This is a genomic window from Nitrosomonas sp. (genome assembly GCA_031316255.1).
Lineage (GTDB): Bacteria > Pseudomonadota > Gammaproteobacteria > Burkholderiales > Nitrosomonadaceae > Nitrosomonas.
The window spans coordinates 2,510,660-2,534,278 of sequence record JALDQW010000001.1 but is presented as its reverse complement, the minus strand read 5'-3'; the positions used below and the strand labels follow the sequence as shown (position 1 = coordinate 2,534,278).

Here is a 23,619-nt window from a genome sequence, read left to right as displayed (position 1 = left end):
ACAAATTTTTTCAACTTAAAATGCTGCCATTGAGTATTTTTTATGCTCAATTATGTAACGCTGTTGTAACAAAACTGTAACAAATCTGTAACAATTAGACCTTTTACAGATACAAGGTGTGGAGTTCATGCGCAGTCCTTTTACTTCCCGATTAATAGCCTACTTTGTTATTTTATTGTTATTCGGTTTTTTTCAGAAGGTTTCGATTGCATCGACAGGATTAAAAAACCCAGAACTCTACAAACAAGAACTTTTAGCGATTGAAAAACGCCTTGATGCCAAGCTGAAAGAACTTGATGAGAAACTTGAACGACTCGAAAAACTGGAATCAAGGGCTGGTTCGGTATCAGTTACAACACCTCCTGCTCCTGACGACGGTGAAGTTGCAATAAAGGAAGAACTCACACAAACTCAATCCGTTAAAGAACCCGTAGCAATAGAACCCAAATCCAGACCACTCGAAGGTTTTGCAAATGTTAGCTACGGTAAGAATGGGTTTGCATTCAGAACAGAAAACGATAGATTCTCTTTAGCCATCCAAAATAGAATACAATTTCGCTACTCAAATCCTTTCGACAGTGATCTGCGCTCAATCGAAGATCTGGAACGTGACGAAAGCTCATTCAGAATTCGCCGCGCAAGAACCAGACTCAGGGGTCATGCCTACTGGCCATGGCTGAAATATTACTTGCAATATGACTGGTCTCAGCCGGTACTACGGGATTTAAACCTGACCATTGATAAATACAAATGGGCCAAATTATGGGCTGGTCGTGGTAAGGTTATTTATAACGATGAACGTGTAACTTCTTCTGCTAACCAGCAGTTTGTCAATCGTTCTATCGTCAATGACATTTTCACCGTAGACCGGCAACAAGGTATACAGGTATTTGGCAATTTGTTTCCTCAAACCTGGCATGATATTAGTTACTATGCTGGCATCTTCACTGGCTTGGGTGTGGGTGAAAACAGCAATGACGACAGTCATATGATGTACTCGGGGCGACTACAGTGGAATGCCTTAGGCGGCGCAATGCCATTTTCTCAATCCGATATCGAGTTTCATGAAAAACCGGCGCTTAATTTCGCATTTGCGGCAGCTACAAATCGGAGTAAATGTACAGCATTTCAAACCGACAGCCGGAGTTGTCGTGACCTGCCCGGATTCGCTCCAGGGCAAGACGGGCAATACCGCATCAACCAGATGATGGAAGAAGTACGTTTTAAATGGCTTGGTTTTTCATTACAACATGAGATGCATTGGAAAGAAGTTATCGATTTATTTAAAGGTCAAGGTGATCCTGCAAGAAAAACCAATCTCATGGGCGGCCTAGTACAGGCAGGCTACTTTCCTCATCATATTCTTCCGTCTATACCCAGCAATCTGGAATTCGCTGGAAGATACGCGTTCGTTGACCCTAATGTCAATTTTAAAAATGATCTTCAAGAAGAATATAGTGGGGTAATGACTTATTTTTTTAATGGCCATATGAACAAGATAAATTTTCAGGTCAGTCATCTGGTTATTCAGAATCAATCGGATCAACGTTTTTGGCTGCAATGGGACATAACCTTTTAGACCAAACTGATCGCAATGAAATTACGCTACTGTTACAAAAGTCTTTAAATCAAACTCAAACATTACAAATCTGGTGTTTTTAAGAGCCATGACCATATCTGGTGTATGACAGGGGAAAAGAAAGCGGTGTAATCTGTTCTTTATGCGTAATGGTTTCTCTTAGTGAGAAATAAGGATTACCCCAATATATTTGTTGCATTGATTAACCTAGTGTTTAATTGCATAAATTAGATAAAGTATTCTTTATTTGACTCCCCCTCACTTCCGGGCAGCGCCATTTAAATGGCTGCGCATTTTGATTGTGACGTTCGATAAATGCTTCGATTGCACCTCTCAATTCCGCAACATCTTTAAAGCTTGCATTTTTCAGTGTCTTGCGAGATAAAATACCAAACCAAATCTCAATCTGATTTAACCAACTTGCTGATGTGGGGGTAAAGTGGAAGTGTACCCGTCCGCCATATTTGTCAAGCCACTCATCATTCTTTTTATGGGTGCAATAGTTATCCAAAATCACATGCACTTCTTTGTGCACGGGTAAATCTTGCATCACGCCGCTCATAAAATTCTGGAAATCCTCTCGCGTTTTGGTTTGAGTGGTCTGAGCCGTAATGTGGCCCGTAGCCACATTCAGCGCCGCAAATAAATTCAATGTCCCATGACGCTTGTACGTACTTTTATAGGCGCGCATCATTTTTTGGTCACGTGTTTCAATGTATCCAACTTCTCGCTCTAAAGCTTGGATACTGGGCTTTTCATCCACACTCAACACCAATGCATTCAGTGGCGGATTCAGATACAACCCAATTATGGCTGCAGATTTCTCTGCAAATTGAGGATCTGTACTGACACACCAACTGCGCGCCCTGTGCAAATAAATTCCATCTTTCTTTAGTGTTCGCCATACCGCATGGATACTTGCATCCAATCGCTCTGCCAAAGTAGGACAGTCCCATCTGGATAAACCGTCAGGCGGTTTCAATTTTAATGTGGCGAGCAGTTTGCCCCTAAAATCCTCACCGTACTGCCTGGGCTTCCCTGGACGCTGCTCATCTTCAAGTCCGGCAATACCGTATTGCGCAAACCGTTTGCGCCACTTACTGACTCGTATTTCTGATGTTTCGTGCTCCTGTGCAATTTCTTGGTTCCGCTTGCCTGACGCACAGGACAGAATAATTTCAGCCCTTTCAACGAGTCTGCGCTCAGCGCTATGACTGCGAACAATTTTCTCCAGGTGTTCTTTCTGATCTTGTGTAAGTGTTATTTCTATAGCTTTTCTAGGCATAATGCCTAGGATATCATATTAATGAATATTATTAATGCAATTAAACACTAGAATATCTACAAGTCAAATCGAAAGAGGAGTAGATATCATGAAAACAGTAACAACAAAGATATACATCATTGTTTCTTTAGTTGCATTTTTATTAGTCACAATGCCAGTAAGTGTTTTTGCTGCAGGTCAGGATATGACGCTTGATCAACAAGATAATATTAATCACGCAATATTGGCACAATATCACAAACAGCAGGCCAATGAATATAAAGATAAAATAGCAGATGTAATTCAAGCAGTAAAAAGTAGACCAAGTACTGCCTCCTTTGGTAGAAATGCAAAAACGTTCAAACAGCATATTGAATTCAAACTTCGTAAGTTCGAAGTAGCTGTCGAAGAAAACTTGCAGAAAGCTGCTTATCATGAACATATGGCCGTAGAGGAATCATATCGCTATTCATTTGCCAAATCAGGTAAGGTTAATATTAACCCGGCTCCATAAAATCTCCACAACACTAAAGAACCCGGTAGTATTAAAGGCTGTTGGGGGGAGAGCCGGGACAATTCAGTGACTGAAAACCTCTTTGGCAACCTTAAACAGGAACGCTGTCATTGGCGGCATTACCAGACCCGATATGCAGCACAGCAAGATGTATACGGTATATCCCTGTGTTTTACAACAGCCAAAGGCTTATTCATACTTGGATTGCAAAAACCCCAAATCAATACGAAGCAGAGGCAGTAAAAATGGTGAAAATTGCTTAACAGAAGTGTCCGGTTTTACTTGACTATACACCGGACGCACATCTACCCCCGAATCTTCACCGCAGCACTATTAGCCGCCTCCCGCAATGCCTTGGTGGACAAATGTGCGTACCGCATAGTCACTTTCGGGTCGGAATGACCGAGTATCTGCTGCCACATACAGCGTCCTGCCATCGTTGACCAGGAAACTGGCGAATTGATGCCGAAGATCATGCAGGCGTAGATTCGGCAATCCAGCTGCCTTTCTCAGCCTGTCCCATACTTTGGTGATGGTCGTATAGGGCTTGTCGGTCTGCTGATTCATGATGTGATAGTTTCAACTAGCCGAAGATTCTCTTGATGTGTAAGCGGCCTGTCCCATCTATCGTCAATTAGCGATGCTTTGATCGACTTTAATCGCTTCATCCCAATAGGGATTGTCGCCAAATCGCTTTACTAGAAAATCAATCAGAATTTTTGTTCTATGCGATAAATAGCGTTTTTGTGGATAAACTGCATAAGCATTTAACTGAGGCGGTTTATATTCAGGTAAGACGGGAACAAGTTTTCCTTCAGTAATCGCTTTCCATACAATAAAAGTTGGCATCATGATGATGCCGTGCCCGGCAACGGCCATATCCTTTAGAAAATCACCGTTATTGGCGATAATTTTTGCAGAAACAGGTATCACGTGTTGCTTGCCTTGTTTATCGATCAACTTCCAGGAAGAAGTGCTGGATAAATTGTAGTGCAGTAATTGATGTTGTTTTAACGCATCAAGTGTTGTGGGTGTGCCATGCTCCTGTAAATAGTCAGGACTGGCACATAATACCGTTCTGATGGGTGAAAGCTTGCGCGCTATCAGGCTTGAGTCCTTTAGCTCTGCAATGCGTACCGCGAGATCCATGCCTTCTTCAACCAGATCCACTTGCCGGTCGGAGAAATTGATGTTGATGATCAATTCGGGATGCTGTTTCATGAACAAATCGATCGCAGGCGCTAAATGTGATAAGCCGAACGATAGTGGTGCTGCCAGATTGATGGTGCCTTCAAGCGCGGTGTTGGAAGCTTTCGTCAAGGTATTGAGTTCGGCGACATCATCCACAATTTTAATCGAGCGTTCATAAAACGACCGGCCTGCATCAGTCAGGCTTGAGGTACGTGTTGTCCTGTTTAATAAACGCACGCCCAATCTTGTTTCAAGATCAACAAGCTTCCGGCTGACCGCCGATTTTGCCAAACCAAGTTGTTCTGCTGCACGACTGATGCCGCCCGCATCAACTACGCGTATAAAAACCTGCATATCTTCCAGTTGACCCATAATTGTTCCAATTCTTCGAACACTGAATTGCAATTATCAATGTTTATTTATTTTTCGGCAACTATTACACTGCGCCCAATGGTTAATGATTAATTCACACTCAATTTGGAGGAAAAAATGAATTTATTAAGCACACTTTCAGCACCATTGGGCCGAATTTTTATCGCATTGATTTTTGTGATATCAGGATGGAACAAGCTGTTTGCTTATACTGATACCCAGGGCTATATGGAGTCAATGGGTGTTTCAGGAGAATTATTACCATTTGTGATTGGTATTGAATTGCTGGTAGGAATTGCAGTGATCATAGGCTGGCAAACCAGGTTGGCAGCTCTGGCGCTGGCAGGATTTAGCATTGCTTCTGCATTGATCTTTCATATGAATTTAACGGATCAAATACAGTTCATCATGTTTATGAAGAATATTGCGATTGCAGGTGGGTTATTGCTGCTCGTTGCTAACGGGCCGGGCGCCTATGCATTGGATAATCGCATTGGACAGCGTAACAGCAACAACATATTGGATATAAGGAATGGTCAAAATGAATATACAAATTCGTAAATTACAGAGGATTATTTCAGGTCTTCCGGTTAGCGATGGGGATGGCGTAAAAATGACACGTGTTATTGGAACACCGGAATTGAATATGCTCGATCCGTTTTTACTACTGGATGCTTTTGAAAGTGATCAGGCTCAGGATTATATCGGTGGTTTTCCGGACCATCCTCATCGTGGTTTTGAAACCGTCACGTATTTATTGGCGGGGCGTATGCGGCATAAAGACAGCGCAGGTCATGAAGGCGTCATTGAAGCGGGTGGAGTGCAGTGGATGACTGCTGGCAAGGGAATTATTCATTCAGAAATGCCGGAACAGGAAAATGGCCTGTTGAAGGGATTCCAGCTTTGGGTCAATTTGCCTGCCAGCGAGAAGATGAAACGTCCAGCCTATCAGGAATTTCCAGCCAATAAAATTGCCGTGGAACATCTGGATAACGGCGGTGAAGTCCGTGTGATAGCAGGGTCAACAGATAACGGCACAACCGGGCCGGTGGTTAATCGTTTTGTTAAGCCAGTATATTTAGATGTTTCTCTGCCTGAGGGGAAAGTCTTTCAACAGACTGTTGACGCCGGTGACAATGTTTTTATTTTTGTGATTTCAGGGGAATTATCAGTTGGCAATTCAATGCAGGGGATAAACCATCGTCAAATGGGCGTGCTAGGCAAAGGCAACCGGGTTAGTGTAACTGCAAAAAAAGAAACCCGTCTTCTATTAGTCGCAGCGCAACCTCTGAACGAGCCGGTTGCACGTGGCGGCCCGTTTGTGATGAATACCAAGGCAGAGGTTTTGCAGGCATTTGAGGATTTTAAACAGAATAAATTTTAGGGCAATGAGATGGGTATATTGATTGATGGAGAATGGCAGGATATTTGGTATCCGACCAAGGAAACTGAGGGACGTTTTGTACGCTCGGCGGCACAGTTCAGAAACTGGATTACCGTTGATGGGTCAGCAGGGCCAACTGGACATGCCGGGTTTAAAGCAGAAGCGGGACGGTATCACTTGTACGTATCCTATGCATGCCCATGGGCAAATCGTACATTGATTTTCCGCAAGATTAAAGGGTTGGAGAAAATGATTTCCTTATCTGTCGTTCATTGGCATATGGCAGAAGAAGGTTGGACCTTTAACGATGGCGAAGGCGTCATACCTGATTCTATTTTTAACGCCAACTATTTGCGAGAGATTTATCTTAAAGCAGATAGTCGCTACTCGGGTCGTGTTACCGTTCCGGTCCTCTGGGATAAAAAAACCAATACGATAGTATCCAACGAATCCTCGGAAATCATACGCATGTTTAATGCTGCTTTTGATAAGCTGGGTGCTGCTACAGGTGATTACTATCCTGAAAACTTGCGCAAAGAGATCGATACACTGAATACACGTATTTACGATACCGTGAATAATGGCGTATATAAAGCTGGTTTTGCCACAACACAGGAGGCGTATGAAGAGGCCGTGAATCCATTATTTGAAACGTTGGATTGGCTGGAACGAAGACTGTTAAAACAGCGTTACTTGACCGGTAATCAAATCACTGAAGCTGACTGGCGCTTGTTTACGACGTTGGTTCGTTTCGATCCCGTATATGTGGGCCATTTTAAATGTAACTTAAGACGTTTGGTTGATTACCCCAATCTCTGGGCTTATACACGTGATCTTTATCAGCGGCCAGGTATTGCGGAAACCATTAATATGGCGCATATCAAAAATCATTACTATCGCAGCCATAGTAGTATAAACCCGAGTGGAGTTGTACCTTCAGGGCCAATACTGGACTTTAATGAACCCCATTCGCGCACTTAGCAAGAAAACATCTTGTCCTATTGATGCTGCTGATCATGCATATGCATCATACCCCGGTAACCACTTAAGCAGACTGAACCAGTCTATTAGACGACAATTAACCTGTCCGGTCAGGCGACAATTATCTTGACCGGTTGAGTATGGATGCCAGAATAAGTTCTCACCCTGTTGAATAGGAGAAAGAACTTGCCTGGAAAACATATCACACCAAAACAGGAAGCTATTTATATGAAGAGTCGTCACACAGGACATACACAGGAAATTTCAGCAGCGAAGTCGGGAATCAGTATACGAAGCGGTCGGCGTATTGAAAAAACCGAGAAGCCGCAAAAAGTACAACATAACTGGCGAACACGCTGCGATCCTTTTAGTGCGGTCTGGGAAACGGAATTGATTCCGTTGCTGGCCAGAGAACCTGGATTGACTGGCACTACGCTGTGGGAATACCTTGAAGACCGGTATCCCGGGCAATATCCAGAGAAGCATCTCAGAACACTGCAGCGCCGCGTCAAGCATTGGCGCGCAACGCAGGGACCTGCAAAAGAAGTGATATTTCGTCAATCGGTGCCCGCCGGATTTCAAGGCATTTCCGATTTCACCTGCCCGCGCACGACAATTACCATTGCCGGTGAACCCTTTGATCATTTGCTGTATCAGTTTTGCCTGACTTATAGTTACTGGCGTTGCGTGCATATCGTTCAAGGCGGGGAAAGCTACAGCGCATTGGCCGATGGTTTGCAAACTGCTTTGCATAAGCTCGGTGGTGCGCCTGCTGAACACCGCACAGACAGTCTGAGTGCCGCTTATATCAACACAACAGAGAAGCAGGCATTGACGCAAAGTTACGAGGCGCTATGTCAACACTACGGCATGAGGCCGACGGTTAACAACCTGGGCGTCAGTCATGAGAATGGCGCAGTCGAATCGGCCCATGGTTCACTCAAGCACCGGATTGAACAGGCCATCAAGTTGCGCGGTTGTGCCGATTTCCCGACCATTGCAGCCTACCGCCGTTTCCTGGATCAGATCGTTGATCAATTGAATAAACGTTGCAAAGGACGTCTGGCGGAAGAACAGGCGCAACTCAAACCTTTGCCACGCTACCGATTCATGGATTTTAGTGAATTGACCGTTAAAGTCACGACCAGCAGCACCATATCGGTTAAGCGTGGACTCTATAGCGTCCCCTCCCGATTAATCGGTGAAAAGCTCAGAATCCATCTGTATCATGACCGGCTGGAATGTTTTGTGGGACAAACAAAGGTGATTACACTGCCGCGCATCTATCCCAAAACACCTGAAGAGCGCACCAGACGGATTGATTACCGTCACATCATCCATGCACTGTCCGCCAAACCACAGGCTTTTCGTTTCTCCCGGTTGCGCAACGACCTGCTGCCAACTCCCCAATATCGCCAGTTATGGCAACGAGCGGAGCAACAATTTGATCCGCAACACGCCTGTAAATGGATGGTATCCGTTTTGCGATTTGCCTGTGATTACGATTGCGAGGGTCAGTTAGCTAATGAACTGCTGCAGAAAGAACAACTCCCCGAACTCAAAACGTTACAAAAACGATTTCTCCGGCATCACCCACCACAAACCGCAGTCCCCAAACAGCATGCTGTCGACACCTACGACAAATTACTCTCCGGGCACTGGGCAAAACAGGAGGCAGCCCATGTCTGAAGCGCTGCCACTCATGCTCAAAGAACTCAGGCTGCCTGCCTTTGGACAATATTATCGAAAATACCAGGAGCAGGCTGCTGAAAGTGCCTGGAGTTACAGCCAGTATCTTGCTGCACTGTGTGAACAGGAAGTCGCACAGCGTTTTCAAAGCAGAATCAGCAACTGGACGCGCGAAGCCAGACTGCCACGCGGCAAAAGCTTTGCCACACTGGCGCTAAATGCCATGCCCCAGCCTGTTCAGCAACAGGTCATCCTGCTTCGTGACGACACCCAATGGGCGCATCAGGCTGATAATGTATTGCTGATTGGCCCATCCGGTGTCGGAAAATCCCATGTAGCGGCAGCGCTGGGACTTCATTTGATCGAACAAGGTATCCGGGTCAAATGGATACCGGCAACAGCACTGGTGCAGCTTTTACAGCAAGCTAAAAAAGAACTGGATCTGATGACCGCCATGACCCGGCTGGATAAATACCGTGTGCTGATTATCGATGACATCGGATATGTCAGAAAAACAGATTCCGAAACACAGGTGTTATTCGAGTTTATCGCACACCGTTATGAAAGCGGCAGTCTGATTATTACCTCGAATCAGCCTTTCAGTCAGTGGGATCAGATCTTTCCAGACACCATCATGACGGTAGCCGCCATCGACCGAATCATTCATCACGCGACAATTATTGAAATCGACAGTGAAAGTTACAGGAGGAAAAACCAGAAAAAATCATGACATCATAAAAACAAACTCAACCGGCCATCTTAATTGTCGCCAAACCGGACAAAGTAATTGACGCGAGACACCAGTCGATCAATCAACTCCACAACATCAGCAGCTTCCATCATTACGCTGATCTCATGTGCTTCCTCGGCTAATAGTGCTTCTTTCACGCGGTTCAGCTCCAACGATCCAAAATCCGAACGTAACAACACATAGCTAATCAGCTCGTACCGGAGCCGTGGTAGGTTATCGACCACAAACGGCAGCCCGTACCGATCAACGCAGGTCAGTAAAGCACGCCGCTGCGCCCACAGGTCATTGGCCAACGAATCCGGCACAGAATGAGGCGGCTCGAGCGCAATCTTCTTGATCACATCGGCATCGACGTGAACCTTGGATACCAGAGAAAGCGAGAACGAAACAATGGGGAAGATGTTGCAAAACGTTTGCCAATCAGAGGTGCCATCAGACCCAACATCGCTGTCATTTGTGTCCTGGTCTAGGCCATCCGTTCTGCCGTTACCACCGATCCACCAGTCATGATAATCATCCAATGTCCGTAGCGCGGTGTGCAGAACAACGGGATCGGCAATGATGGCACCCCATTGATTTTTATCGTGGTAGATAACTTCATCGGCAAGGTGGGGCCATAACGCATGCGTGCCACGTGATCGAAAAGAGCCTACTATATCGGTGCCCGCAACCAACAATCGGTCGATAATCGACGCGTCGTGGCCCTGGGTGATGAATCGATCTAAGACCCTACACGCCACTATATCTTGTTGGTACTGCGTGGCACAACGTCCATAGGTTGCAATATCGCTCGCAAAGTCAGCTTCCTGCAGATAAATCGATCGGTTATGACCACGCATCACACCGGATGATAGATATTCAACAACAAGGCCTTCAGTACAATAGCCGCACATGGTTTCTCCTTCGGGATGATGTGTGGCATCGTAACAGCGTGGCCAACGAGCTCCAAAGTCGAATGCCCAGGAAATAAACCACTCACGCCGGGCTATATGGGTGTAGCGATAGCGGCTACAGTGAAGTTTGTTGAACCATTCCCCTGGACTAACATCAAGTACAAAACTTGCGGGCATGAATCGAAAATTACGACCTTAATGATGTTGCTTGTCCGTAAGGTTGAATAGCTTGAAAGCACTAGTACTAGTGACATCAGCCGGTGCGACCAAACATAGGCAGCTCACGCCGGGCAACCCACATAAAATGAGTGCCCGGAACACAAGCAATTGATTTAACAATTTTTATTGCGCCGATATGATTTAGCTTGAGAAACTAGGTTGGTCGTTATAAAGCTCATCATCTTCATCTTCTTCTTGAAAACCCAAGATCGCCATCTTTATTCTCCGCAGATCATAGACCCTAAGGTTAGCTTTCAATATCACGTAATCCAGCAAGCAATCGGTCAAATCATCTAAATGGTCAATAATAAATTGCGGCCCCCATACGTTGGCACAGGACACCAACGCTCTTCTCCGTAACCACAAGCCATTACCTGCGCTATCAAAAGAATTACAGGGATGTTCTAATGCAATTTTGCTAATAATTTCGGCACCACCACAGTGTTTTGTTAAATACAAGAGTGCAAATGAGGCAGCTGGGAACATTGCATAAAACTGTTCAGAATTAGCCGCCGCATTATTGTCCGTTTCTAAATCTGGGCCTGACACATCCTCTTGGCTAAAAATACGATCATGGCCGTCTATAGCATCACCATTAACCCACAATTGATAATAATCAAACAAAGTATTGTATGCGATTTTCGGCAAATCGCTGTTGCAAATGAGCTGGTTCCAATAATCTTCGTTTCGGTAAATGGCGCTATTCTTTAGAAGCCGGCCCATTTCATGATCACAATTCCGAGCAAAAAAAGAATTTATTGCATCGCGACCGACAACGTTCTCCAACATTTGGATTATCGACTTATTGTGCCCATATGTAAAATAATACTCAATAGCACGGCACATGAGGATATCAACATGAATAGGCATTACTTCGATATTACGCATTCGTTTAATTTCCGTTTTGAGATTGCCCTCTTGCAGATAACTGGTCATATCTCCTTTAAGCCGTATTCCAGATTGTACAAATGGTAATACCACATAGGCTTCATCATAGTTAACATTTTGAAACATAATACTTCTCCATAAAAATTAAAATTACTAATTTCTCTTCCGGTCAAGAAATAACACCAAAATTGCGCTGTTTCTTGATCTAGATAGTCGTTGGTACTGCAAAGTCAACACATAAACACGCGAAACAGATCGGGCCATTAGCAGGCATAAAACTAATCATGGTGTTACATACAATCCATGGACTCATGGATGCATGTAAAATTTTATATTTAGTTCTAAGCCTATTTAACGGTTTCTGTACAGCTATGTGTGCTGACTTAAAAACAATAATGACCAAAATTAATACAAATTTCAACAAAAAAATCACTATAAAATATTACTGAACACACTATTGAATGCTTATGGCACAATATAGGACATTATGGAACAACAAAAAAATTTAGTGCTTTTTGCAACAATCGGGATGATTTACGCAATTTTGGAGGGAGAATTTAAAAATGAAGACATTAACAGGCTCAAATAACCAATGGCTTGTTGTTGAATTAAGAGTATGCCGCAGTGTTTTAGGCATAACTCAGAATCAATTGGCCGAATTATCTGGAATGGGTATTGATTCGATCAAAAGATTAGAAAGGAAAGGAGCCGAACCAAAATACAGCACAATAAACAAACTTAGGCACATATTTTTACACCTTGGAATTAAATGCCATATAGACGACAATGGTACAACACGCATTAAAATGAGAAATTCATTGGTCACCGCAATCAATGAAGGCAGGCTGAAAGAATATGTCAACGAAAGAGCCGAATCATATGATGCTGATGCGATGCCTGAAGTTTTCGAATAATCTATATTAGCTTGATCTGACACCGTGCCAAATTAATCTCGATCGTGTAAACACACGTACGGGGCCATATACACCGTATTTAGGCACTCTAGGAGCAATAGAGTCATACTTAAGTATCTGAGAAACAGCAGAGTTCCAACATCGATGCCTATGATTAGAAGCCGTGGATTAATGCGCCAACGCTCATGGTGCTTTAGTCGGCGCAGATACCTGATACGCGTGTTACGCTCCAACAGGCTAAGCGCTGCGTTCAGACCGTCGTTGCGCACAACGGCCAGGAAATCGGGGTCAACATCCGCACTAAAATAGTCATCGGATAGCAAACCGCGGTCAAAGAAGTGAAATTTCTTGAAATGATTCCTTAACTTTCGGCGGATATGGGCTATGGAGTGTCCCAGATCACGCAGCACCTCTAGCCTGCACCAGTCACCATCTGTTGTTCAACGGGTTTGTCAACATCATGCGAACCAGCTGCCAGTTACATCTTTCTGGCAGCATTCATACCTAAACACAAGCGATGTCGCGCCTCACACCAACGGCACCCAACTGTGTTATGTGCCGTTTTTCCGGCCACTGTTACACGTCCCGCATTGACAAAATCACGCAGGGTAAACCCGTCATTGCCATTATCTAATAACGTCGACAGCTGCCGGAGTTGGGCGCGTCTCATTCAGCAACAGGTTCAATTAAGGTGGTACCGGCATGGTGGGCAATATCAAGTAGACCACGACTATCAATGTTGTAAAGGATAAGTGTTAACTACTTAATCCAAATCATTATGAAATTGACTGCCGAGCAACAACAGATACTGAATCACAACCAAGGCGTGGCATTAATCCAAGCAGGTCCCGGATGCGGTAAAACGCAAACACTTGTCATGGTTATCAAGAATATCCTTCGGTCAGGCGTCAAACCCAGGCAAATGCTGGTTTTGACCTACAACAGAAATACCGCATCAGACTTTAAAATTAGGTTGGAAAAAGAAGGAATAAACGGTCATATGGTCATGACATTCCACGCCTTCGGGAAATCCGTGATTAACGAGCACTGGGCATCACTCGGTTTTTCGTCGCCTCCCAGGGTTATGAATGGAAGGCGTGGACTGAACAAAATAATAGACCGTTTGGCAACAAAGTGCGGGATCACTAACAAAGCGCTAGGAAAAACCTTTTATACGCACCGCAATGACGACACAGTCGAGTGCCCCAAGGTAGGAAAAGCGCTATTAGAATTGTCAAAACAACACCAGGAGTACAAACGTCAAAGAGGAATCATTGATTTCGATGATATGGGTCGCCTAACGCTGCAATTATTCAAAGACCCGGGCATTTTGGACAAAACCGCAGGGAGATACGGTTATTTGTTTGTCGATGAACTGCAGGACATCAATGGACAACAGGCCAGATTACTTGAACTGTTGGCACCCAAAATGACGACCTTTATGGTCGGTGACGCGCGGCAGATGATCTATGGATTCCGACAAGCTGCGACTAAGCACTGGAACAACGTGGTTAAACAGCTCGGTCCCCGGATTTATCACTTGACCGAGACATTTCGCTGCCCACAGCAATCTATCCCGATGATTAACGCCGTTGGGGCCGATATTGGTAACGACAGGCCCTTGGTTAGCAATAAGATGGGCCTACGACCAGCGTTCCATGTTTTTGCCGATGTTGACGAACAGGCTGATTTCCTGGCCCACAGGATTCAACAGCTAGTTGATCGGGGTGTTGATCTGAGTGATATAGCATGCCTGACCAGAATAAACAGAACCGCAGAGGGTCTCTGTCTGGCGTTAGAAGCACGGGGCATCCCATGTAGTGAGGGCGCGGCCAAATATAGCGCTCGCTTCATAGAGGATGGGTTCAAGCTCATTCGTGCCTTGTTGAGAGTAGTCAGATCGGTGGGTGACAAGAAACCACACAGGGTGCCAAAGAAAGCAATCCGGTACATAACCGAGGTGCTTCGTGTTGATAAACGGTTAGCCCAAAAGATAATGAAAAACGGCTGGAACGCATTACGTACGCCCAGCGCAGACAGTAAATACCGCCAAGTTCTGGACGTCAATAAGGCAGTACGCGAGGCAGCCCAGTGCGAGGACATAGAGCAAGCGGTTCAGTTGCTGATCGATGGCCTGCGTCCATTGATCAACAAACGATATAGGCGCCACAAACGGCAGGTGTTGCGTGACCTGAGTGGTATTAGGCTGTCCGTGCGTGGCACAACTTGGGCTGATTTAAAGATTGGCGATATTTTGCGGCCTGCACACAATGGGGGCGTAACGATCACTACAATCCATGGCTCAAAAGGCAGGGAGTGGAAATATGTGGCCCTGATTAATGTGGTAGAAGGCGAGATTCCTCATTATGCGGGTAGCGACGAGAGATTGGCCGAAGAGAGGAGGCTGTTTTATGTTGCTATTACCCGCCACAGCAAGAAACTCTGGGTTCTTCAATGCCCCACAAGTAGGCCCCGTTACAAGAACAAAGGCGGTTATCGCTATGAACATGCGGTATTTGAGGGTGAGAGTTCATTGATTACACCCATCAAGAAGTATCTGGTCACCCGTTGATTTGGCAGGTGTATCGGGTCAATTACTTTGACCGGAGAGGACAGGTTAATTGTCGTTTAATAGGCGGACTGGTTGACCGGGTTGCTGACCAATTTCAGGCCATGGGTAATTTGTGATTGGTTGAGGGGCTAGCTAATTTAATGAAAAGTATACATTTAGAAATGGGCCAAAATTGCCCGTTTATAGGAACGGCGGTGTCTGTGGGCCTTAAGGAGCTATTGAAACGCACCTGACCCGTGATTATAACATTCTGATTGTTAATATATTAATCATAAGAGCTGGCTGTTCCGAATGCCATCCCGACCCACTTAAAACAGGAACCAGATAAATGGCAAACAAAGACCTCATTGCGCCAATCATGCAAAATGCAATGGCCCAGTATGGTATCCGGATAATCTGTTATGTTGATCGATTACATTTCTATACGGACGCCCGAACTCACAAAGCTAAATTAGATGCCATAACGGTTTCCAACAAAAAGAATACGGTGGCGTTTAAAACACTTTCCCACCATGAACACTTGGATAAAAAAATAGAGTTATTTCAGCCCAGTTATGAAACCATCGCCACATTAAAGGACATTGTTACCGGGGATTATGCGATCAACTACATCGAGTTTGCAATTGACTTCTTGGTGCCAAATAAGGGGATATTGCGCCGATTACAGTATTTCTTTGATAGACACCTTGTCTTTAATCGAAAACCGGAATCGTTGGTCGAAAGTGAGTTCCATTTTAAACTGGCCGGAAAAGAAGGAGCCGTATGTGGCTGTAAAAACGTCTGCATTTGCCAGACCCGTTATTTCACGCCAACAGACGATAAAGAACGGCTGGTAATGTATGGTGACAAACCCTCAAAAACAGATAATGCTACTGCCTGCGTCCATATTGAAAAAAGGTTCGCTGGTATTAACGAAATCAAAAAATTAGGCCTCTACACGTTTAACAACATCATTGACCTTGACCTCGAGCAATTCTGGTCACACCATCTTGATCTAAGAACGCCGAATTTAACAGCATTAGGTAGAATGAATACCTTTAAAAAAGACACAAAACGTGTTGCAGATAATAAGAGGGGCAAAAAAATATGGGCCACGATTACGTGTTTACAAGAATACCTGCGAAATAATAGCCATAGCGCTTCGGCCTTTAAAAGTATTTCCACTGCCGCATCTCTGGAAAAAGCACTGGGTGCGGTCTTTGATACACAAGGGCTATGATTGTTTCCGGTGTGAAGGGGAAATTAGCAGATCTGCTAATTTTTTACTGGCTCAGGTCGGCTCTGATTCTTGCAGTTTGCCGCCATTACAATGAGTGACGGGCCATGACTTATTTTGCCATGACCCGACGCTAATCAGATAGGCCTACTTCGTAGCCGGTCGCACCAATCCGGCATCTATCATCCACTTCGGCGCTGATTTTATCGCCGCATCTTTCGACAACAGCTGCGCCAGAGGCCTAACAGCATTGTTCTCCTGATTCGGGCACCTCAAATCGATACCCCTTTTCTTGAAATCACTGTGGTGACGCCTAAGCGTACGTTCGCCAAAGAAAGGCTTTAACTCAACACCTGCTTTATGCAGTCCCAACACAGGACGCAACCGGCTAGGCAAATCAGCCAATTCTTCGTCCGTAACAGGCCCGGAAGTAACGGACAAGAAATCAAGCCGTTTGCCAATATACTGAGCAAACACTTTCTCGGCAGTATCGCGCTCCCAGGCACCAAGTTTATCGAGTCCTAGTTTGCGTAACTCACTGGCCCGCAGTCTAAGTTCAACCCGGAGTATGGGTTTACAGTGTTCAAGCAATTTACCCGAATATGGCAACTTTCTGAAACGACTCTCTTTTCTTATTTGTGGCCCTTTAGCATATAAGGCAATAGAAAACTCCTTACCATCACGCGGCGATAGGGTCACCGTTGCGTCATTGATTCGGATAGTTCCTGGTCGTTCAATCATTTGACGTTTGACTTGGCAAAGAACGGTCAAAACTTCCGACTCAGATTTGAGCCTGTAATTAACGGCCAGATCGACACGTTTCAGGGTAATGTCACCTTTTGCCCATATTTCTCGTTGTTCGGCTTCTGTTTTGAGACCTAATTTAGTACACGCACGCCTCAAACATATATGCGCGGCTCCACGCATATTCGATGCGGTATAGACATTTTGTCCATATCTGTGAGCAAACGGCGATCCTTCTATATGGAGTTCCTTGCCATTTTTCATGGTTCTAACGTGTAGTGCGTGGATACCATGTTTGCCAGGGATAGGTACTCTATTTTGGTAAGAGCTCATGTTTTCGCCGTCACTACTCATAACCCTGGCCGTTTTGGCACCAGGAATATTGAAACACTCATCTTTATCCCCATTGACTATGATTTCAATGGTGTCAATATTAACGGTCAGCTTGGGTTCGCAAACATTATTTTGGCCAGAACTTACTTTCCGGCTAGTTTTTAGCCTGCCCGTTTTTGGCCTCCTTGTTTTATTCGACACAGGCCTATCTGTCCTTTTTCCGGTAACCGTTTTGGTTGTGGATTTGGCCAGTTTGGCCTCGTTCGACGTTCTGGATTTAGATGTTATAGTTTTGTTTCTTTTGCTATTAGGCATAATGCCCTCCAAAATTATTTGACCCATGGCGGTGTTAAATTGAGCTATATAGATATGTGTTACAGTCCCTTACAGAAAACCTAAAACCACCTGGATCATTCAAGATTTAATTTCTTTCGAGTGACAATTTGTCACAGCGCGAAATTGGCTACCCGTTTTCTAACCATGACAAATTGGCATTTAACTAACCGCCACAAAAAGCAGCGGTTGTTGCTTTATTTACTCAGTAGATTGCAAGCGTTTTTCTAACCATTCATCCAAGTCGTCTTCATAGAAACCAACGGCTCGGCTTGAAAGCTGGACTGCTGGTACAAATTGTCCCGCTTTCTGTAATCTATGAATGGTTGATCTGGACAAACCCAGCTTTGCTATCACATCACGCATGCGCAGTACTTTTTTCATAAAAAGCATCCTTATAAAGAAGTTATCAATGGGTTGAAATACTCATCCCGCTACGCAAAACCAAAATCACTTTCAAAATGTTTTTTGGCGTTGCGCAGGCTCTTTACAAACTTCAATTTTTTGTCGTTACCGGCATGCAATTGATAAAAATGGATTGCGTTTAATAGAAAAACCAAGAATTAATAGAAAAGCTTTCAGTTAATAGAAAAATTCTGGTTAATAGAATTGGTGCTGAATTAATAGAAAACTAAAAATTAATAGAAAAATACGAATTAATAGAAATGACCCGGAGGTAATAGAAAACTTCTTGATCAATAGAAAATTTGATTGGAAGTAATAGAAAAATTTTAAGAATTAATAGAAAAATGACGTATGGAAATCTTAATCAATAGGTGATTTCTAATTCATTAAGCAATGATGAGATTGTTAGCAAATTGGTCACCAAATTGTCCGTGTTATTTTTTAAATGAACTCTGGGTTTTGTTATGGTTAAAAATGATCTTGCAACCGAGAAGGCTACTTCACGCAGAAAAAATGCGCTGATTGAGGAAGTAAATGCTGCCAGAAACAAATGGAAGAAATTTGCGGAAACTAAAAGTATTCGCGTTTATGAAATGGAACGTGATTTCGATCGCAGCCCGATGAAATATATTTATATGGTTCCTGCTAGCCCCAGATGGAATGCCATTAAATCTGAAATAAACAATTTAGAAACCAAAATAAAGCGTGCGGGCTTTATAGGGCGTAAAAAACCGAGGAGTTTATGGATGCCTACAATACTGGAAGATGCCAGCGACATTACAATTAAAAAATATCAGGCAAAATCCAATCGACGTGTTTCTTTAGATACAGCCAAATCTTTTGCGGCAAGGGAAGGATTAAGCAACAGCAGAATTAGTAACAATCAAAAACTAAAAGGAAAAAAGAAACGCAGCATAGACACATATACTGGCTACAGGTACAAACTTCACGTTTTAACGAAATCCGATGAAACTTATTATTCAGACTTTACAGAGTGGGTTGTGTGTATATGTTCAAGTAGGAAGCGTCCTCAAATAACTGAAGAAACGCCATGTTACAGACCTAGAAGTAATACAAAAAAGACCATATGTAGCAGCAAAGATCAAAACAGGGCATTGGTTGTAGAAGTCTAGAAAAACAACTAAATTGCCAGATACCGCGCCCATTCATTCATCAGAGCCTTTCGTTTATCGAACAGGTCACCTCGACGATAGGCTGCTTCTACTTTATTGGTGATGGTGTGTGCGAGTGCCATTTCACAGACTTCCCGAGGGTAAGCTGTTGTTTCGCTTGCCCAATCGCGGAATGTTGATCTGAAACCATGTGCAGTCAAGTCGCCACGTTCCATTCTTCTTAGCACTGCTGTCAGACTCATATCGGATAACGGTTTGTCATTCTTGGTGCCTGGAAAAACATAATCCGAGACATGATGTTGCTGCATCTTTTCGATGATCACCATCGCCGCATCAGTCAATGGTATTCTGTGTTCACGTCCTGCTTTCATCCGATCGCCTGGAATCACCCATATGCGTTCATCCAGATTGATTTCAGACCACAAGGCACCGCGGACTTCACCGGATCGAGTGGCGGTTAAGATCGCGAACTCAAGTGCAGCAGCACCTATACCTTGTTGTTCACGTAATTGCTGCATAAATTGGGGAGCGTCTTTATATGGTAACGCTGTGAAATGTTTTACCTTTGCTACTTTAGAGGGAGAAGGCAACAATTTATCCAAGTGTCCTTTCCACCTGGCAGGATTATCACCCTCACGAAATCCTCTGACAGTCGCCCAATCCAGAACGCTTTCAATGCGCCCACGCAACCGGCTGGCTGTTTCTGTCTTGGTTTTCCAGATCGGTTCCAGGATTTGCATGATCAAGCCCGCATCAACCATTGCAACATTTATGTTTCCAATCACAGGGCCAGCATAGGTTTCTAAGGAACTTCTCCAAGTTGCTCTATGTTTTGCATTTCTCCATGAATCTCCATGCGCATCCAGATAACTGTTAACGCAATGCTGAAAGGTTACTCGTTTGACATGTGCTTTTTTATTGGCATCTGTTTGTTGCCGCTTGTTATCAATTGGGTCAATACCCTGTAAAACTTGTTTACGATAATTAGTTGCTTTATGGCGGGCTTCTTCTAATGAAAAATCTGAAAAACTTCCTAATCCCATATCTCTACGACGACCACCGAGTGAGTAACGATATATCCATGAGGTTCCGAAAGCAGGAATTGAACTCGTTGATCGCGGATTCGTACTAACGCAAAGATATAAACCTTGCACTCCACCGACAGCGTGCATACCTGGTACTTTAGTAAGCTTCTTTACTGCAAGTGCAGATAAAGGGAGTTTTATCTTTCCCATCATTGCTCCCATCAATATAACTGAGATTTAATGATATCGTAGGAGGCAACTTGAAACAACTATTATTTATATGTTATTGATTAACAGATTAAAATAATACTTATTGGAACTATCTGGCACTTCAAATCGGCAGACGCCGTCTCCACCATTAATACCCACAGTAACATCCAACACCGTCCTAGAGACGGTGTTTTTATTTATATTTCAACAGCTCTATTATCCAGTATAATTTCACTGAATCCTGTAAAATCCATCTGTATTGGGGGTATCACTAGGGGTATTTCGATTAATCGAACAGGAGAAATTATTATGGCTGGGGGTATCGGCGGAAGGTTGACAGATAAGGCCTGCAAAGCATTCGCTGCTCAAAAGGCGCATGGCAGAAAGCTTTCAGACGGAGGTGGCCTGTATCTCTTTATTACACCTGCGGGTGGCGCAGTCTGGCGCATCAAATACCGTATCGATGGAAAGGAAAAAACATATTCAATTGGCAGTTATCCTGCTATTTCTTTGGCTGCCGCGCGCACCGATCTGGCAGAAGTCAAGGCACTGCTCCGGGAAAATAAAGATCCGGTTACACAACGCCGCATTAACCGCGCCGAATCCAGCTCGGCCAGCGAAAACGAGGGTGTTCAAAATTCTGTGTCAGTTTGCCAATCACCTAACGCGCTTCGCTTGTTGACCACTGAAACCGGTGACCGATCGACACAATTCGTGTCGATACGCTAACCAGTTTCAGCGGTGACATAAAAATCTGTATTAAATTCATAAATCCAGCGCCGCATCCAAACGCCCCTCAAAATATATCGCAAGCTGGGATAATGTCAAATTCCAGTTTAGTATTGGCATTGTCCATTTTTTGCTGGCGTTTTTGATACCAACATACAATAATTTCAACAGACTGTTTTCATTCGGAAATCCACCTTTGGTTTTTGTCAGTTTGCGAAATTGGCGATGTACGGCCTCAATGGTGTTGGTTGTATAAATCACACGGCGTATCGGTTCAGGATATTTGAAGTATACCGATAAATTTTCCCATTTGTTGCGCCAGGATTGAATCACGATGGGATACTGTTTTCCCCATTTGGCTTCCAATGCATCAAGCGCATCTTCAGCTGCATCAATGGTCGGCGCTTTGTATACCGGTTTCAGGTCAGCCATGAATGCTTTTTGATTTTTTGACGCCACATATTTCATCGAATTGCGGATTTGATGAATAATGCATAACTGAACCTCGGTTTCTGGAAAAATACTGTTGATTGCCTCAGGAAAACCCACGAGTCCATCAACGGCGGCAATAAGGATATCCTGTACGCCACGGTTATTTAAATCTGTCAGTACGGAAAGCCAAAACCGGGCGCCTTCGCTTTCCGATACATACAACCCTAGTACTTCCTTCTTTCCTTCAATGTTTAAGCCAAGTACGGTATAAACTGCCTTGCTGACATACCGGCCATCGTCTTTCACTTTGTGATGTATGGCATCCAGCCACACGAACGGATAGTGACTATCCAATGGCCGTTGCTGCCATTCCCTAAGCTCCGGAATAAGCTTGTCAGTGACTGCACTGATCGTCGCCGATGAAACGTCAATGCCGTATATCTCGGCAATATGCCCAGAGATATCCTGATAGCTGGAGCCCAACGCAAATAACGATAGAATTTTGCGTTCGATTTCATCGGTAAGATGAGTCTGATGCTTTTTAACCAACTGAGGTTCAAATGTACCGTTGCGGTCTCTGGGTGTTTCCAGTTGAAAACTACCTGATGCTGATTTTACAGTCTTTGGCGTCGTGCCATTCTTCCGGTTCTGTTCATCCCCGGATTTGATATGCTGTTCAAGTTCCGCCGCCAATGCAGCTTCAGTGAGTTGTTTGATCAATGGCGTTAATATGCCATCTTTTCCATTCAAATTCCGCCCCGCTTTCAAGGATTCCAAGGCTTCTTCAAAATCAAATTGCACTGTAGTCTTGTTCATTCGTCACTCCTATAAAATTTAATACTAAAGGAATGACACAGAATTTCTAATACTCCCGCGAAAACACATTTGAAGCCATAGCAGCGCAATGGTTTGCCATGAAACAACGGGAATGGAGTGAGGGACATTTCACCAAGTCAGTCAGAGCATTTGAACGTGACATTTATCCGCTACTGGGTAAACTTCCTGTTGCAAGCATTACACCGGCGATCGTGGCAAAAACAATAGAAGACATTCATAAGCGTGACGTATTTGAAACCGCCACGCGTATCTTGCAGCACACAAATGGGGTATTTCGTTATGCGCAGGCAAAAGGCTTGTGCCGCGATAATCCTGCTCTACCTGCTCGTGAAATTCTGCCGCGCAAAAAAGATAGCGGAAGAATGCCAGCCTTGTTAGATTTTGTTTCACTGGGCGATGTATTACGCCGTGCGGATATGGCAAGAACCTCACCATCGGTACGTATGGCGCATCGTTTAATTGCGTTCACTGCTATGCGTATCGACAACGTTATCACAGCCGAATGGAAAGAATTCGATCTGGAAAGCGAGCAACCCGTTTGGACAATTCCACGGCCAAAAATGAAGGTCAAAACCCGTTTCATAGATCATCGCGTTCCTTTATCCTATGAAATTGTTTCGGAACTGAAACAATGGCAAGCGATTTACGGCAAAAAAGGTTTTGTTTTCCCTTCACCTGCTGGAAACAAACATATCGGCTGTGAAGCCATCGAGAAAATGTACCGTGTTACCCTGAAATTAAGAGGCATACATGTTCCACATGGCTGGCGCAGCTCATTTTCTACACTGGCAAAAGACAACAACTTTGAACGCGATGTTGTCGAACTGGCACTCGATCACGCGCATGACAACGAAGTCGCACGAGCTTATGACCGGGGTGAACGATTTGAAAAACGCATCCAGTTATTCGACTGGTGGGGAAAACAGCTTGCTGCTGCGCAACAGGGTGCGGCAATCATTCCACTTAAAGCCAAAGCTGTTTGATAGTCAACTTGCCTATGTTTGCATATCG

At 44.2% G+C, this 23,619-nt stretch carries 23 protein-coding genes and 1 pseudogene; 14 read left to right on the top strand and 10 right to left on the bottom strand.

From position 1 onward, the window contains the following. Window positions 1-127 precede the first annotated feature (127 nt). Window positions 128-1,579, top strand: a complete 1,452-nt coding sequence (locus MRK00_11215) for a porin (protein MDR4517941.1) — start codon at window positions 128-130, stop codon at window positions 1,577-1,579. Between the two features lie 214 nt (window positions 1,580-1,793). On the opposite strand, the gene MRK00_11210 is transcribed toward MRK00_11215, so the two are convergent. Continuing rightward, window positions 1,794-2,864 carry an IS630 family transposase gene (locus MRK00_11210; GenBank protein ID MDR4517940.1) on the bottom strand — a complete coding sequence of 357 codons (1,071 nt, stop codon included), beginning with the start codon at window positions 2,862-2,864 and terminating at the stop codon, window positions 1,794-1,796. A gap of 88 nt (window positions 2,865-2,952) precedes the next feature. Between MRK00_11210 and MRK00_11205 the strand changes: the two genes are divergently transcribed. Next, complete coding sequence (locus MRK00_11205; GenBank protein ID MDR4517939.1) at window positions 2,953-3,357, top strand: hypothetical protein; 405 nt, start codon at window positions 2,953-2,955, stop codon at window positions 3,355-3,357. 57 nt (window positions 3,358-3,414) lie between these two features. Continuing rightward, window positions 3,415-3,620 (top strand): annotated as a pseudogene (locus tag MRK00_11200) (IS3 family transposase). A gap of 70 nt (window positions 3,621-3,690) precedes the next feature. On the opposite strand, the gene MRK00_11195 reads toward MRK00_11200, so the two are convergent. Together MRK00_11195 and MRK00_11190 are read right to left on the bottom strand one after the other, a co-directional pair. Continuing rightward, window positions 3,691-3,924, bottom strand: a complete 234-nt coding sequence (locus MRK00_11195) for a hypothetical protein (protein MDR4517938.1) — start codon at window positions 3,922-3,924, stop codon at window positions 3,691-3,693. Window positions 3,925-3,987: 63 nt separating this feature from the next. Next, a complete protein-coding gene (locus MRK00_11190) occupies window positions 3,988-4,920 on the bottom strand; it encodes a LysR family transcriptional regulator (protein MDR4517937.1) in 933 nt (310 codons plus the stop codon). A gap of 105 nt (window positions 4,921-5,025) precedes the next feature. Here MRK00_11190 and MRK00_11185 point away from each other — a divergent pair, with 105 nt between their 5' ends. The 5 genes from MRK00_11185 to istB all read left to right on the top strand — a co-directional run bounded on the left by MRK00_11185 (window position 5,026) and on the right by istB (window position 9,704). After that, window positions 5,026-5,481 carry a DoxX family protein gene (locus MRK00_11185; GenBank protein MDR4517936.1) on the top strand — a complete coding sequence of 152 codons (456 nt, stop codon included), beginning with the start codon at window positions 5,026-5,028 and terminating at the stop codon, window positions 5,479-5,481. Further along, window positions 5,462-6,304 (top strand): pirin family protein, encoded by an 843-nt coding sequence (locus tag MRK00_11180; protein ID MDR4517935.1) that lies wholly within the window; start codon window positions 5,462-5,464, stop codon window positions 6,302-6,304. The genes MRK00_11185 and MRK00_11180 overlap by 20 nt, the downstream gene beginning before the upstream one ends. A gap of 9 nt (window positions 6,305-6,313) precedes the next feature. After that, on the top strand, window positions 6,314-7,285 hold the full coding sequence (locus tag MRK00_11175; GenBank protein MDR4517934.1) for a glutathione S-transferase family protein: 972 nt from the start codon (window positions 6,314-6,316) through the stop codon (window positions 7,283-7,285). A 228-nt stretch (window positions 7,286-7,513) separates the two neighbouring features. Then, window positions 7,514-8,974: an IS21 family transposase gene (gene istA / locus MRK00_11170; protein MDR4517933.1), complete on the top strand. Its 1,461-nt coding sequence runs from the start codon at window positions 7,514-7,516 to the stop codon at window positions 8,972-8,974. Next, the gene (gene istB / locus MRK00_11165; GenBank protein ID MDR4517932.1) at window positions 8,967-9,704 is read left to right on the top strand and encodes an IS21-like element helper ATPase IstB; all 738 of its coding nucleotides are present in this window, start codon (window positions 8,967-8,969) and stop codon (window positions 9,702-9,704) included. The genes istA and istB overlap by 8 nt, the downstream gene beginning before the upstream one ends. Window positions 9,705-9,733: 29 nt before the next feature. Here istB and MRK00_11160 read toward each other — a convergent pair whose 3' ends face one another. Both MRK00_11160 and MRK00_11155 read right to left on the bottom strand, forming a co-directional pair. After that, window positions 9,734-10,795, bottom strand: coding sequence for a hypothetical protein (locus tag MRK00_11160; GenBank protein MDR4517931.1), 1,062 nt, complete (start codon window positions 10,793-10,795; stop codon window positions 9,734-9,736). Window positions 10,796-10,978: 183 nt separating this feature from the next. Beyond that, on the bottom strand, window positions 10,979-11,851 hold the full coding sequence (locus tag MRK00_11155; GenBank protein ID MDR4517930.1) for a hypothetical protein: 873 nt from the start codon (window positions 11,849-11,851) through the stop codon (window positions 10,979-10,981). A gap of 437 nt (window positions 11,852-12,288) precedes the next feature. Here MRK00_11155 and MRK00_11150 point away from each other — a divergent pair, with 437 nt between their 5' ends. Next, the gene (locus tag MRK00_11150; GenBank protein MDR4517929.1) at window positions 12,289-12,639 is read left to right on the top strand and encodes a hypothetical protein; all 351 of its coding nucleotides are present in this window, start codon (window positions 12,289-12,291) and stop codon (window positions 12,637-12,639) included. 478 nt (window positions 12,640-13,117) lie between these two features. On the opposite strand, the gene MRK00_11145 is transcribed toward MRK00_11150, so the two are convergent. Next, a complete protein-coding gene (locus MRK00_11145) occupies window positions 13,118-13,309 on the bottom strand; it encodes a hypothetical protein (protein ID MDR4517928.1) in 192 nt (63 codons plus the stop codon). 108 nt (window positions 13,310-13,417) lie between these two features. Between MRK00_11145 and MRK00_11140 the strand changes: the two genes are divergently transcribed. Further along, the gene (locus tag MRK00_11140) at window positions 13,418-15,211 is read left to right on the top strand and encodes an ATP-dependent helicase (GenBank protein MDR4517927.1); all 1,794 of its coding nucleotides are present in this window, start codon (window positions 13,418-13,420) and stop codon (window positions 15,209-15,211) included. A 328-nt stretch (window positions 15,212-15,539) separates the two neighbouring features. Next, complete coding sequence (locus MRK00_11135) at window positions 15,540-16,430, top strand: hypothetical protein (protein MDR4517926.1); 891 nt, start codon at window positions 15,540-15,542, stop codon at window positions 16,428-16,430. Window positions 16,431-16,574: 144 nt separating this feature from the next. On the opposite strand, the gene MRK00_11130 is transcribed toward MRK00_11135, so the two are convergent. Then, complete coding sequence (locus MRK00_11130) at window positions 16,575-17,819, bottom strand: phage/plasmid replication protein, II/X family (GenBank protein MDR4517925.1); 1,245 nt, start codon at window positions 17,817-17,819, stop codon at window positions 16,575-16,577. Between the two features lie 219 nt (window positions 17,820-18,038). After that, window positions 18,039-18,221 carry an AlpA family phage regulatory protein gene (locus MRK00_11125; GenBank protein MDR4517924.1) on the bottom strand — a complete coding sequence of 61 codons (183 nt, stop codon included), beginning with the start codon at window positions 18,219-18,221 and terminating at the stop codon, window positions 18,039-18,041. Window positions 18,222-18,706: 485 nt separating this feature from the next. Between MRK00_11125 and MRK00_11120 the strand changes: the two genes are divergently transcribed. Further along, complete coding sequence (locus MRK00_11120; protein MDR4517923.1) at window positions 18,707-19,375, top strand: hypothetical protein; 669 nt, start codon at window positions 18,707-18,709, stop codon at window positions 19,373-19,375. Between the two features lie 8 nt (window positions 19,376-19,383). Here MRK00_11120 and MRK00_11115 read toward each other — a convergent pair whose 3' ends face one another. Continuing rightward, on the bottom strand, window positions 19,384-20,610 hold the full coding sequence (locus tag MRK00_11115; GenBank protein MDR4517922.1) for a tyrosine-type recombinase/integrase: 1,227 nt from the start codon (window positions 20,608-20,610) through the stop codon (window positions 19,384-19,386). Window positions 20,611-20,919: 309 nt separating this feature from the next. Between MRK00_11115 and MRK00_11110 the strand changes: the two genes are divergently transcribed. Continuing rightward, on the top strand, window positions 20,920-21,339 hold the full coding sequence (locus tag MRK00_11110; GenBank protein MDR4517921.1) for an Arm DNA-binding domain-containing protein: 420 nt from the start codon (window positions 20,920-20,922) through the stop codon (window positions 21,337-21,339). A gap of 36 nt (window positions 21,340-21,375) precedes the next feature. Here MRK00_11110 and MRK00_11105 read toward each other — a convergent pair whose 3' ends face one another. Continuing rightward, the gene (locus MRK00_11105) at window positions 21,376-22,587 is read right to left on the bottom strand and encodes an IS256 family transposase (protein ID MDR4517920.1); all 1,212 of its coding nucleotides are present in this window, start codon (window positions 22,585-22,587) and stop codon (window positions 21,376-21,378) included. A gap of 98 nt (window positions 22,588-22,685) precedes the next feature. Between MRK00_11105 and MRK00_11100 the strand changes: the two genes are divergently transcribed. Then, complete coding sequence (locus MRK00_11100) at window positions 22,686-23,591, top strand: site-specific integrase (protein MDR4517919.1); 906 nt, start codon at window positions 22,686-22,688, stop codon at window positions 23,589-23,591. Window positions 23,592-23,619: the final 28 nt, after the last annotated feature.

Bases quoted from the DNA above. Each gene is read 5' to 3' on its own strand.
- MRK00_11215 (MDR4517941.1), top strand. From the start codon at position 128: ATGCGCAGTCCTTTTACTTCCCGATTAATAGCCTACTTTGTTATTTTA.
- MRK00_11210 (MDR4517940.1), bottom strand. From the start codon at position 2,864: ATGCCTAGAAAAGCTATAGAAATAACACTTACACAAGATCAGAAAGAA.
- MRK00_11205 (MDR4517939.1), top strand. From the start codon at position 2,953: ATGAAAACAGTAACAACAAAGATATACATCATTGTTTCTTTAGTTGCA.
- MRK00_11195 (MDR4517938.1), bottom strand. From the start codon at position 3,924: ATGAATCAGCAGACCGACAAGCCCTATACGACCATCACCAAAGTATGG.
- MRK00_11190 (MDR4517937.1), bottom strand. From the start codon at position 4,920: ATGGGTCAACTGGAAGATATGCAGGTTTTTATACGCGTAGTTGATGCG.
- MRK00_11180 (MDR4517935.1), top strand. From the start codon at position 5,462: ATGAATATACAAATTCGTAAATTACAGAGGATTATTTCAGGTCTTCCG.
- MRK00_11175 (MDR4517934.1), top strand. From the start codon at position 6,314: ATGGGTATATTGATTGATGGAGAATGGCAGGATATTTGGTATCCGACC.
- istA (MDR4517933.1), top strand. From the start codon at position 7,514: ATGAAGAGTCGTCACACAGGACATACACAGGAAATTTCAGCAGCGAAG.
- istB (MDR4517932.1), top strand. From the start codon at position 8,967: ATGTCTGAAGCGCTGCCACTCATGCTCAAAGAACTCAGGCTGCCTGCC.
- MRK00_11160 (MDR4517931.1), bottom strand. From the start codon at position 10,795: ATGCCCGCAAGTTTTGTACTTGATGTTAGTCCAGGGGAATGGTTCAAC.
- MRK00_11155 (MDR4517930.1), bottom strand. From the start codon at position 11,851: ATGTTTCAAAATGTTAACTATGATGAAGCCTATGTGGTATTACCATTT.
- MRK00_11150 (MDR4517929.1), top strand. From the start codon at position 12,289: ATGAAGACATTAACAGGCTCAAATAACCAATGGCTTGTTGTTGAATTA.
- MRK00_11145 (MDR4517928.1), bottom strand. From the start codon at position 13,309: ATGAGACGCGCCCAACTCCGGCAGCTGTCGACGTTATTAGATAATGGC.
- MRK00_11140 (MDR4517927.1), top strand. From the start codon at position 13,418: ATGAAATTGACTGCCGAGCAACAACAGATACTGAATCACAACCAAGGC.
- MRK00_11135 (MDR4517926.1), top strand. From the start codon at position 15,540: ATGGCAAACAAAGACCTCATTGCGCCAATCATGCAAAATGCAATGGCC.
- MRK00_11130 (MDR4517925.1), bottom strand. From the start codon at position 17,819: ATGCCTAATAGCAAAAGAAACAAAACTATAACATCTAAATCCAGAACG.
- MRK00_11125 (MDR4517924.1), bottom strand. From the start codon at position 18,221: ATGAAAAAAGTACTGCGCATGCGTGATGTGATAGCAAAGCTGGGTTTG.
- MRK00_11120 (MDR4517923.1), top strand. From the start codon at position 18,707: ATGGTTAAAAATGATCTTGCAACCGAGAAGGCTACTTCACGCAGAAAA.
- MRK00_11115 (MDR4517922.1), bottom strand. From the start codon at position 20,610: ATGGGAAAGATAAAACTCCCTTTATCTGCACTTGCAGTAAAGAAGCTT.
- MRK00_11110 (MDR4517921.1), top strand. From the start codon at position 20,920: ATGGCTGGGGGTATCGGCGGAAGGTTGACAGATAAGGCCTGCAAAGCA.
- MRK00_11105 (MDR4517920.1), bottom strand. From the start codon at position 22,587: ATGAACAAGACTACAGTGCAATTTGATTTTGAAGAAGCCTTGGAATCC.
- MRK00_11100 (MDR4517919.1), top strand. From the start codon at position 22,686: ATGAAACAACGGGAATGGAGTGAGGGACATTTCACCAAGTCAGTCAGA.